This is a genomic window from Salinicoccus sp. ID82-1, from assembly GCF_021991715.1.
Taxonomy (GTDB): Bacteria; Bacillota; Bacilli; order Staphylococcales; family Salinicoccaceae; genus Salinicoccus; species Salinicoccus cyprini.
The window spans coordinates 129,931-146,689 of the sequence record NZ_JAGFLY010000002.1 but is presented as its reverse complement, the minus strand read 5'-3'; the positions used below and the strand labels follow the sequence as shown (position 1 = coordinate 146,689).

General features: G+C 47.6%; 13 protein-coding genes. 5 read left to right on the top strand and 8 right to left on the bottom strand.

Features of this window, described 5'->3' with window-relative positions; translation table 11 throughout:
- The first annotated feature begins 451 nt into the window (after positions 1 to 451).
- The 4 genes from J4760_RS06250 (at position 452) to J4760_RS06235 (ending at position 6,969) form a co-directional block, all read left to right on the top strand.
- Positions 452 to 3,661, top strand: coding sequence for a vWA domain-containing protein (locus J4760_RS06250; protein ID WP_237605123.1), 3,210 nt, complete (start codon positions 452 to 454; stop codon positions 3,659 to 3,661).
- 33 nt (positions 3,662 to 3,694) lie between these two features.
- Complete coding sequence (locus J4760_RS06245) at positions 3,695 to 5,176, top strand: SpaH/EbpB family LPXTG-anchored major pilin (protein WP_237605122.1); 1,482 nt, start codon at positions 3,695 to 3,697, stop codon at positions 5,174 to 5,176.
- A 73-nt stretch (positions 5,177 to 5,249) separates the two neighbouring features.
- Positions 5,250 to 6,140, top strand: coding sequence for a class C sortase (locus J4760_RS06240; RefSeq protein WP_237605121.1), 891 nt, complete (start codon positions 5,250 to 5,252; stop codon positions 6,138 to 6,140).
- Positions 6,133 to 6,969, top strand: a complete 837-nt coding sequence (locus J4760_RS06235; protein ID WP_186365550.1) for a class C sortase — start codon at positions 6,133 to 6,135, stop codon at positions 6,967 to 6,969. Before J4760_RS06240 ends, J4760_RS06235 begins: the two co-directional genes overlap by 8 nt.
- A 59-nt stretch (positions 6,970 to 7,028) precedes the next feature.
- On the opposite strand, the gene J4760_RS06230 is transcribed toward J4760_RS06235, so the two are convergent.
- Complete coding sequence (locus tag J4760_RS06230) at positions 7,029 to 8,129, bottom strand: M24 family metallopeptidase (protein WP_237605120.1); 1,101 nt, start codon at positions 8,127 to 8,129, stop codon at positions 7,029 to 7,031.
- Positions 8,130 to 8,241: 112 nt separating this feature from the next.
- Here J4760_RS06230 and J4760_RS06225 point away from each other — a divergent pair, with 112 nt between their 5' ends.
- Positions 8,242 to 8,853 (top strand): hypothetical protein, encoded by a 612-nt coding sequence (locus J4760_RS06225; protein ID WP_237605119.1) that lies wholly within the window; start codon positions 8,242 to 8,244, stop codon positions 8,851 to 8,853.
- Positions 8,854 to 8,887: 34 nt separating this feature from the next.
- Here J4760_RS06225 and J4760_RS06220 read toward each other — a convergent pair whose 3' ends face one another.
- The 7 genes from J4760_RS06220 to J4760_RS06190 form a co-directional block, all read right to left on the bottom strand.
- Positions 8,888 to 9,436 (bottom strand): sugar O-acetyltransferase, encoded by a 549-nt coding sequence (locus J4760_RS06220; protein WP_237605118.1) that lies wholly within the window; start codon positions 9,434 to 9,436, stop codon positions 8,888 to 8,890.
- A 10-nt stretch (positions 9,437 to 9,446) separates the two neighbouring features.
- Positions 9,447 to 10,598 (bottom strand): beta-aspartyl-peptidase, encoded by a 1,152-nt coding sequence (gene iadA, locus J4760_RS06215; protein WP_237605117.1) that lies wholly within the window; start codon positions 10,596 to 10,598, stop codon positions 9,447 to 9,449.
- A gap of 30 nt (positions 10,599 to 10,628) precedes the next feature.
- Positions 10,629 to 12,581: a S9 family peptidase gene (locus J4760_RS13305; protein WP_237605116.1), complete on the bottom strand. Its 1,953-nt coding sequence runs from the start codon at positions 12,579 to 12,581 to the stop codon at positions 10,629 to 10,631.
- An 88-nt stretch (positions 12,582 to 12,669) separates the two neighbouring features.
- Positions 12,670 to 13,623 (bottom strand): FecCD family ABC transporter permease, encoded by a 954-nt coding sequence (locus J4760_RS06205; protein ID WP_145290076.1) that lies wholly within the window; start codon positions 13,621 to 13,623, stop codon positions 12,670 to 12,672.
- The gene (locus J4760_RS06200) at positions 13,616 to 14,491 is read right to left on the bottom strand and encodes an ABC transporter substrate-binding protein (protein WP_237605115.1); all 876 of its coding nucleotides are present in this window, start codon (positions 14,489 to 14,491) and stop codon (positions 13,616 to 13,618) included. Before J4760_RS06200 ends, J4760_RS06205 begins: the two co-directional genes overlap by 8 nt.
- A gap of 69 nt (positions 14,492 to 14,560) precedes the next feature.
- Positions 14,561 to 16,207 carry an arginine--tRNA ligase gene (gene argS, locus J4760_RS06195; RefSeq protein WP_237605114.1) on the bottom strand — a complete coding sequence of 549 codons (1,647 nt, stop codon included), beginning with the start codon at positions 16,205 to 16,207 and terminating at the stop codon, positions 14,561 to 14,563.
- A gap of 3 nt (positions 16,208 to 16,210) precedes the next feature.
- Positions 16,211 to 16,609, bottom strand: a complete 399-nt coding sequence (locus tag J4760_RS06190) for a YwiB family protein (RefSeq protein ID WP_145290068.1) — start codon at positions 16,607 to 16,609, stop codon at positions 16,211 to 16,213.
- Positions 16,610 to 16,759 lie beyond the last annotated feature (150 nt).

Sequence of the window (16,759 nt, the reverse complement as noted above, 5' to 3'; positions counted from 1 at the left end):
TATTCAATGGGATTGCTGTTATGTGATTTTTCAACCCATTTCTCCCTAAACTTTTCTGATTCTTATGTAAAACATGGTATCAAAAAGTGCACTACTTATGTGCCATATTGATTTGTGTAGTCAATCACTTACTTATAGAATGATGCTAGTATACAAAAAGTTACTTATCACCTAAGCACAAGTAAGGGAGGGGTCGGAAATCAGGAAAATCGGCGTTACTCTTCTCCTTTTAGTTCTGCTTCATTCAACTCTTTGCAGCACCCTGATTTTCGCGAATGAATACACTGCAGAAACGGATGACAATGGACTGGTTGTAGTCGAAGGACATGAAGAGAATGACATTTTAACATGGCATGTACAAGTAAATGCAAAAGCTTTGCCTTATAAAAAAGGCACACTCGCCCTTCATCTGGAAGGCGGGCACATACTGGATCGAGAGAGCATCAGCGGAGTGGATGAGACAGTCGGTAAGCTGAAAGAAAAGAACGATGGTACATATAGTATTCAGCTCGACTCTCCTTCGACAGTTACAGACTTCACGCTTACCACGAAAATCACAGACCAGCATGCTTCGAACTATACATTGACAGTCGAGACAGCACTGGATAAGGATACCGCTAAAGCAACCGATGTGCACTATACCAGACAGAATATTGAAGGTGCTGTCACTTATAATAATCTGCCAGAAGACGAAAACCCTCCGGCGACTATCATTCATCTCATCGATACAGCCACATCAGAAACAGTTGGAACCATGGAACTTCCGCCAGAGGAATCATCATTCACCTTTGAAGACATCCGGAAATATAACGATGATAACTCTGAAATCATGTATGAAATCAAGACAGAACCTCTAGGCAACTATAGCACAACCGTGGAAGGTACAACGGTTGTACATGAGTATCTGGAGGCGGCAGTTGAAGGTACAGTCAGTAACACATCAGGCACTGCATTCAGCATCGAAGTTGTAAACGACAAGACCGGTGCAGTCGTCAGAACCATTGCCTTGGAGCCAGCTGCCAAAAGCTACGCAGTTGAAGACCTGCCACTGAATGACGCAGACGGGAACACGATTCCCTACAGTATCCACCCGATTGCTCAAGAAGGAGCAGAAATAACAGTCAAAGATAATAATATAGAAGTAAATGATATCAAAATTGAAGAAAGTACAGAAGAAGTGGCCTCCGAAGAGACCTCCGTGGAACAGCCTGAAAAACCCTCGGAAGAAACATCATCTGAAGAAACTACCGTAGAATCATCCGAGGAATCCCCAGAAGAGGCTCCCATAGAAAAAGAAGAAATAAAAACACCTGTCACAGTACCTGTTCAACCCGAAGAAGAAACAACGGAAGTATCAGAGGAAATAGAAAAAACAACAGAAGAAGAGACTGAAGAAAAATCGGAAGAACCTGAAGTCGTTACAGAAGAGTCGGAAAGTGAACCAATTCAATCAGACGATAAAGCAGATATAGAAGTACCTGAAAAAGAGTCAGCAGAGGAAAGTACTGAAGAAGTAAAGAGTGAGGAACCCACATCGGAAGGAACACCCAAAGAAGAAGCATTTGCTGAACTGAATCAGGAACTTCGCTTCATGCCACGTATGGCCACAGCACTCGGGACCATGTCGACAGAAGTGGAAGGACCACTCTTCCCAAGATGCGAAAACAACCAGGCAGCACCTTTCCAAGGCACCGCAAATAATCAGGCAACCATCGGAAATATGACATGGCAGGAACACGAGCTGTACAGAAACCGTACACCACAGCCGATTAAATATGATGAGGGATATCTTCAGAAGTGTGCACAACCAAACAGTACTGAGCATTCCTATAGTATTGATGTTACTACGCAAGGAACTACAACCACTACTTCAAAGCCGCTCGATGTCGTGCTGGTTTTGGATAACTCGGGCAGTATGAATGAACGTTATGCTGACGGTACTACCAGATGGCAAAGAACACGAGCGGGGGTTGTGGATTTTGTTACAAAGATGACTGAAGGTAATGATAACGTACGTATATCTATCGTCAACTATTCTTCGGCCATCATCAGTTCAAGCAGTTTGTCCAGCGACACTGCCAGTATTATTTCTGCGATTCCTCAAAGAAATCCAGGCGGAGCGACTTTTACCCAGCTTGGACTGATGGAAGGGGAAAGAATAATATCTCAGTCTCCAGTTGGTCATAAAAAGGCCATGATTGTAATCACTGATGGTGTTCCGACATATAGCTACACTGGACAAAGTGTATCGCAGCGATACAATCCTGAAACAATCAATTCATTCAGTTCAAACAGAGTAGGAAATGGCGCTGACTTTTATCTTGGATCGGATAGCTATTCTATTAACGAGATCTTTATAATCTTCCCAATCCGGGTTGCTTCCATTACCAATCATGGTCAGCCGACAATCTCTCAAGCGAAACTGATACAGAATGCACATCCTGATCTGGAAATGTATACAGTTGGTATAGATTTCGGAGGGACTTCATCCGGAGACGCTTCAGCAACTGATATCGATAACCTGCTCGCGAAAGTTGCGAGTGATCCTGCACACGCGTATAAGTCGGTCAACCCTGCAAACGGACTGCCTGGCACTTTAAATGATATACAGGACAAAATATCTGTTGATTCATTTATTAATGGCAGGATTACTGACCCCATTGGTGATATGTATGACCTGGACCTTGGTTCGGACGGCGTATTAAATTCAGGTGATTACACTTTGACTGCGTCATCACCTGAAGTGAAAAGCCAAGCTCAGGTATCCTACAATGCAACAACCCGTACATTTGCCGTCACAGGTGTGAACTTGGGTGAAGATGACTGGCTCAACTTAAACTATAACGTCAAACTTCGGACGGGGGACCCGAATTTTAAAACCGACACCTGGTATGCAATGAATAAACGCACAACAATAGTACCGCATCAATCAAGTAACAGAGTGCTCGACTTTCCAATACCAGAAGCAAAAGCACTTCCTAAGAAATATGATTTCATATTTATAAAAACCGATGAGAATGACGACCCTTTGGCAGGTGCAAATTTTCAGTTGAAAAATGGAGAAGGCAACATTGCAGCAACTGCCACTTCTGCCAGTGATGGTCATGTAAATTTCAAACAAGTATCTGTAGGCAGCTATATACTGACAGAAATATCCGCCCCTGACGGCTATCAGCCGGATGGCATAAAGTATAGCGTCATCATTAAGACAGACGGAACCTATACCATTAATGGACAAACACACACTGCCGGATCATTCCATATAAAAAACTTGCCAAAGTTAAGTAAGTTAAAAGTGATCAATCACACATCAGGAAACGAAACAGATGTCTTACCTGGTACCACATTCGAACTGAGAGATATTGATGGCAAAACTGTTGGTACAGCCACTACCGATGAAAATGGAGAACTGACATTCAGTGATTTGAGATATGGGGACTATCTGCTTGTGATGACTAAAGCACCAGAAGGTCATAAATTGGATTCTCAACCTACAAAAGTTACCTTGGGAGACCAGGATACGGATGAAGTAGTCAAATTAGCAAATGATCAGCAAGTTCTGCCTGAAACGGGAGGCATCGGGACCATTCCATTCTATGTCATCGGATTCTTATTAATTTCGTTGTCATTATTTTCTAAAAATAGATTAAATATCAAATAAATGCTAAGGCAAAAAAACACAGGAGGCATTAACATGTCAAAACTATATAAACTTACAGCACTGCTCTTCGCACTGGTTCTTATGCTCACTGCGCTTGCTCCATCAGAAACAGCACAAGCTGCTGATCTAAATAAAGTAACCAATCTGACGATTCACAAGATTAAAGGTGAAAACGCAAGAACTGCAACTTACGATGAGTTAAATGGCACTCCACCAGCAAATGTCGAAAAAATTTCAAACATCAAGTTCACATACTGGAAAGTTACAAAAGAACAATACGATGCAATGATGAAAGATCAAGCTAAGTATACTACTGTCGAGCAGATGACAGCATATATGGGGACAGCTGGTCAGACTACAGGAGCGACAGACGCTGAGGGTAAAACAATTATTAATGGTTTGGTAGAAGGACACTACTGGTTCGTTGAAAATAAATCTACAGCAGTTGTAAAATCTGCAGCCGTTCCATTTGGACTTGCGTTGCCTATCACAAATCAAAGCGGAGATGCTTACATTACAGACCTTCACGTCTACCCGAAAAATACATTGGCACCAACACCAGAAATAGAAATGAACGTCGGTGAAAGCAAAGATGCTACCGGAGACGACTCGGTATCAGTAGATATCGGTGAAGATGTAATCTGGAACATTAAACCTACAGTACCAAAAGGTATCGAAGAATATCAGAAATACGAAATTTCAAGTGAAATCAATAAAAACCTCGACTTCGATGGTAGTTCGGTTGTAGTAACATATAATGGCATTGCCATGACACCTGGAACAGACTATGAGCTTTCCTTCGATCCCAATACTCTTATTTTGAAAGTTGTATTCTTGCAAGCTGGACTTGATAAATTAGGCAAGGTCTGGAACGACACTGGTGTGGCGCCTCTGCTGAACATTGCTGTCACCACACAAATTAACCAAGGCGCCGCAATGGGTCAAGATATAACAAATACCGTAACACTCTCATTCGATAACGGACACGGCGTTGCTTCAGATGCAAGCAATCCAGTAACTGTTGGTACAGTACCTAAAGTCTATATTGGCGGTAAGAAGTTCGTCAAAACAGATGGAGCAACTGAGAAACTTGCAGGCGCGGAATTTGTAGTCATGAAAAATGGAACTGAAGAATACCTGAAACAGGACACAGACATGAAAGTGACATGGGTCACAGATCAATCAGCTGCAACAAAGTTCATCTCTGATGCTAATGGCGCTTTTGAAGTTAAAGGTCTGTCATACGGATCTAAAGGTGACGATAATACAGGATCAAGATTATATACACTGAAAGAAATCAAAGCACCGAAAGGCTATGTACTCCCGACTGATCCAAACACGGACTTCACGATAAATGCAACTTCCTACACATCAGATGTCCAAAACATCATCAACAAGAAAGTCACAATCCCTGACACTGGTGGTATGGGTACCATTCTCTTCACAGTTGTCGGTCTGGCATTGATGGTGTTTGCACTTGTATTGATCGGAAGAAGAAGGAAGCAGGCGGAGTAGGATACTTCAAGCAGGCCAAGGTGGACAGCATTGTCTGCCTTGTTTCTTTTTAAAATGAAACGGGAGGCATAGTATGGATCAGGAGAAAAAGCAGCAAACCAGAAGAAAAAACTTCATTTTCAACTTCATTATTGTACTTATTTTCCTGATTGGTCTTGGGATATTGATCTATCCGATGATCAGTGCGGTCTACTATGACTATCGGGCGAGTGATGAGGTGGATGATTTCAATCAGGAAGTGGAACGTCTGAATGAAGATGATATTGACGCGCGTATGGAAAAGGCGCACGCATACAACCAGTCTTTGACGGGCAACGAGGCTTTGAGCGACCTCTACACGGAAGCGGAAGAAGAAGAAGGACGGGCGATGTACGCTGAGATGCTCGAGGTGAATGAAAAGATCGGCACTGTGGAAATTCCGAGAATCCACCAGGAGTTACCCATCTATGCAGGGACAGGGGAAAATGTGCTGCAGAAGGGTGTGGGACATCTGAATGACACTTCCCTTCCAGTCGGCGGGGAGAATACCCACAGCGTCCTTACTGCACATAGGGGGTTGCCGGATAAAAAACTGTTTACGGATCTTGATGATATGGAAATCGGTGACGTGTTCTTTGTCCACAATATCAACGAGACGCTGGCATATGAGGTGGATCAGATTAATGTCATTGAACCGACTGATTTTGAAAAGCTAAGGATTGAAGAAGATGAAGATCATGTGACATTGCTTACATGTACACCGTATATGGTCAATTCTCATAGGCTCATCGTCCGCGGCCATCAGATTGATTACACCCCTGAAGTCGAGGAGTATCATGAAGCTGCAAAGACGGCGTGGTGGATGAAATTCTTCGATGTCTATAGAAACTACATGATCGGCTTAGGTATCGCACTGTTCCTATTCATCCTGTGGCGTGTATGGAAGCGGAAAAAGGATAAAGATAAGGATGAGAATAATGATTAGGAAACTGGTTGTGATTGCATTATTCCTGATTGGACTATCCATATTCCTATATCCGACCGTCATGAAGTTCTACCACAACTACACCATGTCCCGTGAATCGGAAGCCATGACAGAACAGTTTCAAGTGGATTCGGAGGATCAAAGAGCAGCCTACAATAATTTTGCGCACTATAATGCTACTCTATCGAGGACGGAGGCGATATCCACGCCTCCTGTAGAAGTGAGGAAGCAGCAGGCAGGTCGCACATCTGAGAACAAGGAAGGTGTCATCGCCACTGTCGACATTCCTGCACTCGACATTCATTATCCGGTATATGACAAGGCAACGCCGGAGAATCTGGACCTTGGCGTTTCGCGTGTGGACGGTACCAGCTATCCGGTCGGAGGATTATCTTCCAACAGTGTACTGGCAGCCCACTCGTATTCGCCTGACCATGAATGGTTCACCCACATCGACAAACTGGAAGATGGGGCGATTGTCATCATCAACAACTTCAAGGAGACCCTCTACTATGAAGTTGTCGCACGAGAAATCATCACACCTCACGAAGTGGACAAGCTTGCGATACGTGAAGGCGAAGACATGATCACGCTGCTCACATGCACCGTTTCCGGGGAGGACAGGGTACTCGTCTACGCAGAACGTACCTCACCGCCGGCACCGGAAGAAGTACGGAAGCCTGTGACAAGCGGGATTGCTGCGCCTACAATCGAACAGGATAAACATTGGTTGGATGATGTAAAAGTGGTAACCGGCTCTTCCTGGATGATTGCCATTGCACTGCTACTCATCGCGTTGTTCATGGTGCTCTTGAAGAGACGGAAATAGATCTGAATCCAAAGAAGGTACAGCTCACTGAGCTGTACCTTCTTTAAGTCTATATTCTTCTACCCTTCAATCGTGATGCTGTCGATATCCTTAGGGAATTTCGTAAAGACATGTGTCGTATCATCAATGTAGAGCATATCTTCGATGCGTACGCCGCCGAAGCCGGCCTTGTAGACACCGGGCTCGATCGTGATGACGTGCCCATTCTCGAGCTTGTCTGTATTCTGTGCGTCAAGGGATGGTGCTTCATGCAGCCCGAGGCCAAGACCGTGTCCGATACGGTGGGTGAAGTACTCCCCGTAACCGTCTTCCATGATCTCATGGCGGGCGGCTTCATCCAAAGCATTCATCTGCGTGCCGGCCTGTGCCTTCTTGATGCCCGCTTCATTGGCTCTCAATACAGCATTATAGATGGCTTCCTGCTCTTCGGTCGGATCACCGATGATGAAGGTGCGTGTCATGTCGGATACGTAGCGGTCCTTCGTCACGACACCAAAGTCGATAAGCAGGAAGTGGCCTGGTTCGACAGTCGTATCTCCTGATGTACCGTGCGGTAGTGCGGAGTTTTCACCGGTCAGCACAAGAGGTCCGAATGAGACATCGACTGCGCCGTATTCCTTCACTTTATTAAGCAGAAATTCGGCAATTTCCTTCTCTGTTTTTCCAGAAACCGGTTCGTTCACAAGATCGGCCAATGCTTTTTCCGTAATATCGACAGCTTCCTGAAGCTTCTCCTTATCATCGTCGTCCTTTTTGCCACGGAGCTGATTGATCTCCGCTTCTACGGATGTGATCTGGTCCGCCGTATAGTTTTCAAGGAACTTCTGATAGCGATTGTAAGTCACATGCCCGCCTTCGATCCCAATGGTATCTGCGTCCATCAGATGTTCGAATATCTGTCTGAAAGGATCTTCTCCATCGCTGTATGGCAGATGATTGTCCACCGTCGCCTCATCGTTGACCACTTCCTGGTCGAGTTCCGGGAACATCAGTGCCGTATCGTTCGATTTTACGTCAATCAGGAGGGCGAGCATCCGCTCGTGCGGTTCAATGAAGCACCCTGTAAAGTAAAATACATTTGTCGGGTCTGTAATGATTACTGCATCCACATCGAGCATGGACGTAAGTTTCTCCACCCTGTTCTTGAATTTCTCTGTCATTTCAACCATCCTTTCTCTTTGATCCGTCATTGCCAATATAACATAGTTTAAGTCGTTATTAATTGTACGGCAATTGTGCTAATATGATAGCAACCATCCAGGGGGTCTGATAATGCCACTATCCTTTCTAATGAAGATCCATAGGAAACTATACCCGACTTTTCTTATTTCACCCTATATCACCATTCCGCTTCTGCTGCTATATACACTGATCACCGGCAGTTTCGGCCACCTGCTCGGTGGAGAGCTGTTTACCGGAAACGCCATTTCAAATGTCCCTTTCATCAGCACACTGCTGCTGCGGATCGGTATTCTCACCATATATGTCGCATCCAACCTGATTTTTCTATACTTCATGATTCGATGGTTCAGAAAGAAACCGATCGGTATATTGTCACTGCTCTCCTACTATACAGTATTTATAACAGTCGTGTTCATCCTGTCCAACTGCCTGTTCCTGCTTGTGACCGCAATCAACCGCTTCTTCAATATAAATGAAGCGCCGCTGCTCATCCTTTTCGGCATCTCGCTCGTCATCATCTTTACACTGCTCAATCTGTATCCGGGCTATCTGTTCTACCTCGCCATCCGACACCGGCCGATCGATACGTTCTGGCCGCTGATCCTCTACGTCATCGGTATCCATCTCATTACGTATACACTGCTCAGATTATGGAATGCTGTCGACATCCTCATTCTATGGAATTTCGGCAGCGTCATATAAAAAACGCTGATCTCCACATTGGGAAATCAGCGTTTCACTCTTCAATGGCCCGGATCACCCTGCAGGGGTTTCCAGCAGCCACTGTATTTGCCGGCACATCTTTCACCACAACCGATCCCGAACCGATGACTGCGTTCTCACCGATTGTAACACCTGGATTGACAGTGACATCTGCACCGATCCATACGTTATCGCCAATGGTAATGGGCTTGCCATACTCGAGTTTCTGTCTTCTCTTCTCCGGATCAATCGGGTGATTGACAGTGATGAGAGAAACATTCGGTCCCAGCAGTACATCGTCACCGATCGTTATTTTGGCAACATCGAGAAAGACGCAATTATGATTGGCATAGAAATTGCGGCCGACTCTGATGTTGATGCCATAGTCGCAGAAGAATGGCGCCCGGATACTGAGCCCCTCGACATGATAGCCGAACAGCATATCAAGCAGCTGTCCTTTATCCCCGCCGCCTGGGTGGTTGTACTGATTCATCAGGTTATCTGCATTGTCCCTCAAGTGTACAAGCGTCGGATCTTGCGGATCATAGTATTCACCTTTGAGCATCTTTTCCTTTTCAGTCATTCTGCTCACCTCATTCATCAAAAGTTGATTTTACGGTTAGATTGCTGTTCTCAAGCAGTACCTTTCCTTTTGCAATGACCCGATCAAGCTGGTATTCATCATTGAACAGCAGCAGGTCAGCATCATACCCTGCCTTCAGATTCCCTTTTTTATAGAGTTTAAGCACATCTGATGGATGTTTTGTCACCAGACTGAATATCTCTTCGGGACTGAAATGTTCAGATTTCAAAAGCATCTGGATGTTTTCAAGCAGTGCTTTCGGACGGGCCACAGCCATATGAGTGAGGCGGCCTGCCGCATCGAAGACCGGCAGACTGCCATTGCCGTCGGAAGAGAGTGTCAGTCTTTCCATATCACCTTCAGCCTGCTGGAATATAAGAAGATGCGAAACGATGTCATCATCCGCAGTCATATCGACATAGGCACCTCGTCTTGACAGACGGGCGGCATCTTCAATCAGTGCCTTTGTGCGGTTGATGTGGGTCGGATAGATCTTGTCAGCAGGAATATCGTAATCGTCGAGCAGTGCATGCAGCAGACTGAGCTTCCCCTCGCCAGGTCCAACATGAAAATGGGTCACACCGGCCTTGCCGGAAGTCAGTCCGCCGATTCTCGTGTCGGCAGCCACCTTTGCCAGTTCGTGCACACTCGGCTGGCCGGAACGATGGTCTGCAATCGCCACTTCGGCTGTACCGATCACCTTGTCGAGCAGATAGATGTCCTTCTGGATATCTCCGGTCACAGTCGGTACCGGCACATGATAGTTGCCGGTATACATATACGCCGTCATGCCCTCCGTATCCAGTGCTTTAGCTTTTGCATAGAGAGATTCCAGATGACGGCTCGTCTTGTCGGTGCCGATCAGTCCGACTGCCGTTGTAATACCCGCTTCAATGAAGTCCTTGATATTCGTTTCCGGTGTCCGCGTATGATAGCCGCCTTCGCCACCACCGCCGATCAGATGGACATGCGGGTCGATCAGCCCGGGTGCAGCAATCTTTCCACTGCCGTCAATGATTGATATGTCGAGACCCAGCCTTTCATAGTCTTTTTCATTGATTTCCCGGGAAATCTTTTCGATCCTGTCATTGAAGATGACAATGTCCTTTACTCCCAAAGGTTCAGGCGCATAAACATATGCGCCCTTCACTAATGTAATCACTATTTTGCCCCCTATACTGCGTTATCGAAATCAGTCGAGGTATTTTTCGAACCAGTCGACGAGATGCGTCAGGCGCTCGATTCTCAAATTCGGCTTTCCTGTACGGGATAGGTTATGGTCCGCTTCAGGGAATCTGACAAACTGCGTCTCCTTCTTCTGGTACTTGAGTGCGATATACAGCTGTTCCGCCTGTTCAATCGGGCATCTGAAATCGCGCTCGCTGTGCAGGATGAGCAGGGGTGTGTTGATTTTATCGACGTACTTGATCGGCGAGTGATGCCACATCTTGTCGATATCACTGAACTCCGCCTGGATCTGCCAGTCCGTAAAGTAATAGCCGATATCCGACACACCGCGGAAACTGACCCAGTTGCAGATGCTGCGCTGTGTCACTGCTGCCTTGAAGCGGTCCGTATGGCCGACGATCCAGTTGGTCATAAAGCCGCCGTAGGAGCCGCCGGTCACACCGAGGTTGTCCTGGTCGATCCAGTCGTACTGCGCTGTAACATAGTCGACGCCGGCCATGATGTCCTTGTAGTCGCCCCCGCCATAGTCACCCCTGACAGCATCCACAAACGCCTGTGAATAGCTGTGGGACCCTCTTGGGTTTACGAACAGTACGGCGTAGCCTTTTGCAGCAAGCACCTGCATCTCATGGAAGAAGGAATTGCCGTAGAATGCGTGTGGTCCGCCATGGATATTGGTAATCATCGGATACTTGTTGCCTTCAGTGTATCCTGCCGGTTTCATGAACCAGCCATGCACTTCTGTACCGTCTTCGCTGTTGAAAGTGATATCTTCCGGATCCACAAGTTCCGTCTCATCCACATATGCCTGATTCACATGCGTGAGCTGTTCAAGCGATCCGCCATCAAAGTCATATTTATAGAGTTCACTTGGAGAAGTATGTTCCGAAATTGCGAGCACTGCATACTCTTCTGTCGCATCCATGCCGAATATATGGTGACGTCCTTCAAGCAGCGGCTTGAAGTCTCCATCCGTAGTACCTTCGTACAGGTTGACACTGCCGTTATCTGACACAAGGAAGACAAAACGGTCATCCGTTACCCACTGCGCTGGGTTGCCTTCGACCGACTGCTGTGTATCCGCAGCAAGAGAGTCGCCGACCGGCTTATCAAGCCCTTCGGTAATATACGTCTTCTCTCCTGAATCGATATTATAGAGATGGAGTGCGCCATGTGTCGCATTTTCATACTCCCGGCTCATCTCGACAATCAGCAGAGACTTTTCGTCCGGTGAAACAGCCACTTTCATGATGCCGCCTTCTTCGGAAGGGATCTCCTTCGGTTCACCGTCACCCTGCCTGATATACAGTGTCTGATTGAAGTTGAAGTCCGGATCATCACTTCTATCGGTCGAATAGATCAGCGTATTACTGCCGATGGTTTCATGGAGTGTGAAGTTCTCCTCCCCTTCAAGCAGTGTCTCTACCGATTTCGTATCCACATCGATGACTTTCACCTGCTGGTACTTCTCCTTGAGCAGTCCCACGCTGTCCGCCTTGTACTTCATGCGGTCGATGATGACCGGCTCCGGCTTCTTATTCTTATCGTCTTTCGACTCATCTTTTTCTTCCGCGTCCTTTTCAACCGATACATGATAGTACACTTTTGTGCCATCCTTTGAAAATTCAGCACTGCTGACGCCTGATTTTTCTTTAGTCAGCTGCATCCGTTCCCCACCGGTTGTGCGGAGCAGAAAGACTTGCGGCTTGTCCTCCACCTTCGCAATGAACAGCGTCCACTGTCCATCTTCCGAATGCCTGACATTCGATAGCCGCTCCTCCTGATATGTAAGCTGCTGCAGGGATTCATCCTGAATCCGGTACAGATTGGTAATATAGTCATTCTTCTCTTCGTCGAGATGCGTCACCAGTGTCGTGACCTGCTGCCCTGCACCCACTTTAGGCGAAGATACCGATCTGATTTTGAAAATATCACTTATGTCTACTTTTTGTGCCACTATGATTCCCCCTCGATTATGAAAAAACTGAATTTACAGCCTTTTCACTATTTTATCATGAGGCCGGGCAATTGCCTACTCCTCCGGACTACCGGCGGGAGACAAGCACCCTTTTATACATGAGGAAAATAAAGAGCGGTACTGCGGAAATCATCACCATGACACCGGTCGGAATCTGGATGGGTGCGATGATGGTACGGCCGACGGTATCCACAATAATGATGTAGAGCGCACCGTAAAGCGCAGAAAGTATGAGCAGCGGGCGGAACATGAGTGGTCTGAAGTACAGGATCATCTGGGGCACGATGATGCCGACAAGCGCCACCATGCCGGTAAAGCTGATGGCGACAAGCGGTGGGATGGAGGCGGTGATGAGCAGCAGCGGGCGGACTTTTTTCACGTCCACCCCGAGACTGTACGCTCTCGCATCTCCAAGGTTGAGCAGGTCGAGTGCACGGCCGCTGCGATGGAGTATGATGCCGGATAGTAAAGCCAGTGCTGCTGTCAGCAGCAGTACTTCATAGCTGGAACCCGAAAGGGAACCGAACATGTAGCGGGCAATCGACTCCGTCTGGGCGGGGGCAATCAGGACGATGATATATAGCACACCGCTCATCATGGCACCGAGCAGGACGCCGATGATGATCAGTGTTTCCGGACGGTAGGCTGTATCAAGACGCCTTGCAGCCGCCAGTACGATAAAAAGTGCCAGTAGCCCGGCAATAATGCTGAAGAGCGGCCGGGCGAAGAGCGGCAGTGTGGTCGTGACGGCAGCGGCACTGCCAAGAACCGCTGCGTTGGCCATGCCAAGCGTAAAACTGTCCGCCATCGGATTCCGAAGGACGACCTGAAAAACGACACCACTCATTGCAAGTGTCGCCCCGAGCACTGCTGCAGACAGCACGCGGGGCAGCCGGATGTTGAAGATGATGTTCTGCCATTGGGTGCGTGTCAGTTCGAAAAGGTCGGCCGAACCAATGAGAAGGCTCAAAGCCGCAGTCATCAGGATGACCAGGAAAAGTACTGCTGCATGCCTATTCATAGACGCAGCGGCCGACCGCCTTCAGTCCTTCGGCGATTCTTGGACCCGGACGCGACAGCAGATCGGGCGAAATATTGCATTGGTTTTCCGCTTCACTGATGGCAAGCTCCGAGAATCCGGGTGTATTTTCAATGGATTCCGCAAGTGCTGCGTCTTCCATGCCCACGATGGATATCAGCGTGTCGGGATTACGTTCAGCGACATCCTCCGCACTGACGGCCGGATATCCTTCCAGGTCCTCAAATGCATTGTCGATGTATATTTCGGACAGTGCATCTGAAATGAACGTGTTGCCCCCTGCAGTGTAGAGTTCCGGCTGAGGCGAAATATGAACGAAGGCGTCAATGGATTCGGCGCGGTCTTCAAAGATGCTGCGCTGTATGTTGATGTCCCGTTCAATACTTTCGTTCAGCCGCTCGGCAGCCGTTTTTTCATTCAGAAACTCGCCGATATCGGTAATCGATGTATAGATATCTTCGATGGACTGTGCATCGTCGACCACCAGCACTTCGGACTCAGTCGCCTCTGCCACACGGTCCAGTATGTCTCCATAGACCGATTCGGCAGATTCATGTGCCAGAATGTGCGTCGGTTCAAGACTGATGAGTGCCTCTTCATCGAGCTCGAATGCGTTCAGTTTCATCAGATCGGTATTATCGACAATCGATTCCGGATAATCATCCTCTGTACTTACAGCGACCAATCTGTGTTCAAGTCCCATTTCCACAGCGATTTCGGTATTGCTCGGAATCAGCGAGACGATGCGCTGGTTTTCAAGCGGTGTATCTTCAACACCTTCCTCGACCGAATTGCATCCCGCCAGTATGAACAGGAGTGAGAGTACAAAAACTGCCAGTTTATTATTCATATCCATCACTTCCTCAGTTGTTTTCTATCATAATATGTAAAACCCCCGCCATCAGGCAGGGGCAGTGGATTACATCTGTTCCGGGGCAGAGACGCCGATCAGTCCGAGTGCATTTTCAAGCGTCTGCCTTACCGCCTCGATCATGAGGAGGTAGGCGGCCGTCTTGGCTGCATCGTCCGTCAGTACTTTATCTGCGTTGTAGAATTTATGGAACGCCCCGGCAAGTTCCTGAATATAGTTCGGTATGCGGTGTGTCGCACGATTTTCTGCTGCACCTTTGACAACATTCGGGAAATCGGCCAGTTTCTTCAGCAGTTCAAGCGCCTGGTCATGCACGATCACATCAAGGTCGGCACCTTCATCCAGCGTGTGACCGGAACTTTCAGCCTGACGCAGGATGGAGCAGATGCGTGCATGGGCGTACTGTGCGTAATAGACCGGGTTGTCGCTCGATTCGGATTTCGCAAGTTCCAGATCGAAATCGAAATGCGTGTCCGCACTGCGCATCGCCAGGAAGTAGCGGCTGGCGTCGACACCGATCATATCGATGATGTCGCGCAGTGTGATGGCTTTTCCTGTACGCTTGCTCATCTTGACCTCTTCGCCATTTTCAATGAGACGTACCATCTGCATGATCTGGATCTCAAGGCGTTCCGGTGATTCGCCGAGTGCACCAAGTGCCCCTTTCAGGCGTTTGATGTAGCCGTGGTGGTCTGCACCGAACAGATTGATCAGCTTGTCGTAGCCACGCTCGACCTTATCATAGTGGTAGGCAACGTCCGGCATGAGGTAGGTGTATGTCCCGTCCTGTTTTCTGAGTACACGGTCCTTGTCATCGTCGAAATCGGTCGTTCTCAGCCACAGTGCCCCGTCCGCTTCATACGTGTAGCCATTTTCGGTCATCTTATCGAGTGCTGCGGTCACTTCATTCTTCTCATAGAGGCTTGTTTCACTGAACCAGCTGTCGAAATGCACGTTGAAATCGTGCAGATCCTGCTTCAGCTTTTCCATTTCGAAATCGACGCCCATCTGGCGGAACATTCTCACACGGTCTTCTTTTGATGTTTCGAGCAGTTCAGGCGACTCCTTTGCGAGCCTTTCGCCGATCACCTGGATATCCTTGCCCATATAGCCATCTTCAGGCATATAGAGCTCCTGTCCGAGTGCTTCAAGATAGCGCGCTTCGATGGACAGTGCGAGATTCTCGATCTGATTCCCTGCATCATTGATGTAGTATTCACGTGTGACATCGTATCCGGCAAATGCCATGACGTTCGCCAGTGTGTCACCGACGCTCGCATTTCTGGCGTGCCCGATGTGGAGGTCACCCGTCGGATTGGCACTGACATACTCGATCAGTACCTTCTGCGGGTTCTCGGCTGCTGTGCTGCCATAGCGTTCTTTTTCATCAAGCACTTTATTGATGATGCTCGTCAGCGACGCCTCATCCATCTTGAAGTTGATGAATCCGGGTCCTGCGATATCCACGGACTTCACACTGGCTGCATCATAGTCGAGATGATCGATGACCGCCTGGGCAATCTCCCTCGGATTGCGCTTCGCTTCCTTTGTAAGCACCATGGCGATATTGGTTGAAAAGTCTCCGTTCGCCTTCTCTTTTGGTACTTCCACCTTGACCGGCGGTACGGTTTCCACCAGCCCGGTGCTTCTAACTGCTGCTTCGATTGCTGTTTTCAGCTGCTGCCTCAAATCCATCGCTTACCCTACTTTCCTGATTTTATAGTGATAGTTTCCAAGTTTGCCATCCAGGTCATACAGTTCGTAGTGGATATCGATGGCGGATCCTTCGATATCCAGTGCCGTCGTCATGATGCGGAAATGGTGCTTGCCTGCCGGGGATTCATAGAATGTGTCCGTCGTCTCCCCCTGCCGGAAATGAAAGTTCATATTGATGATGCCCCGCCGCTGGATCTTGATGTAGTCCGAACCGACACGGACGACGACATCAATTTCATACTCATCGAGCTGCTCCGTGTATCGGAGATAGCGGTCATTCCGTTCTATCACTTCAGCTTTGACTGTCTGCTCATAACGTTTTCTATCGCCTGCCATATCTACAACCTGATTGATCTTGTATACTGCTTCCTGTCTTTCCATTTTATCACCTGCAAGTAAGATAAATTATAACATACCGCCTCTATGTAGACTATGTCCATATACGGACCGTTCCCCTTATATTCCTGTCTTTTGACCATACCCTCATGGGAGAAAAATAAATAAAAAAAGTGACCAGGATCTCTCCTGGCC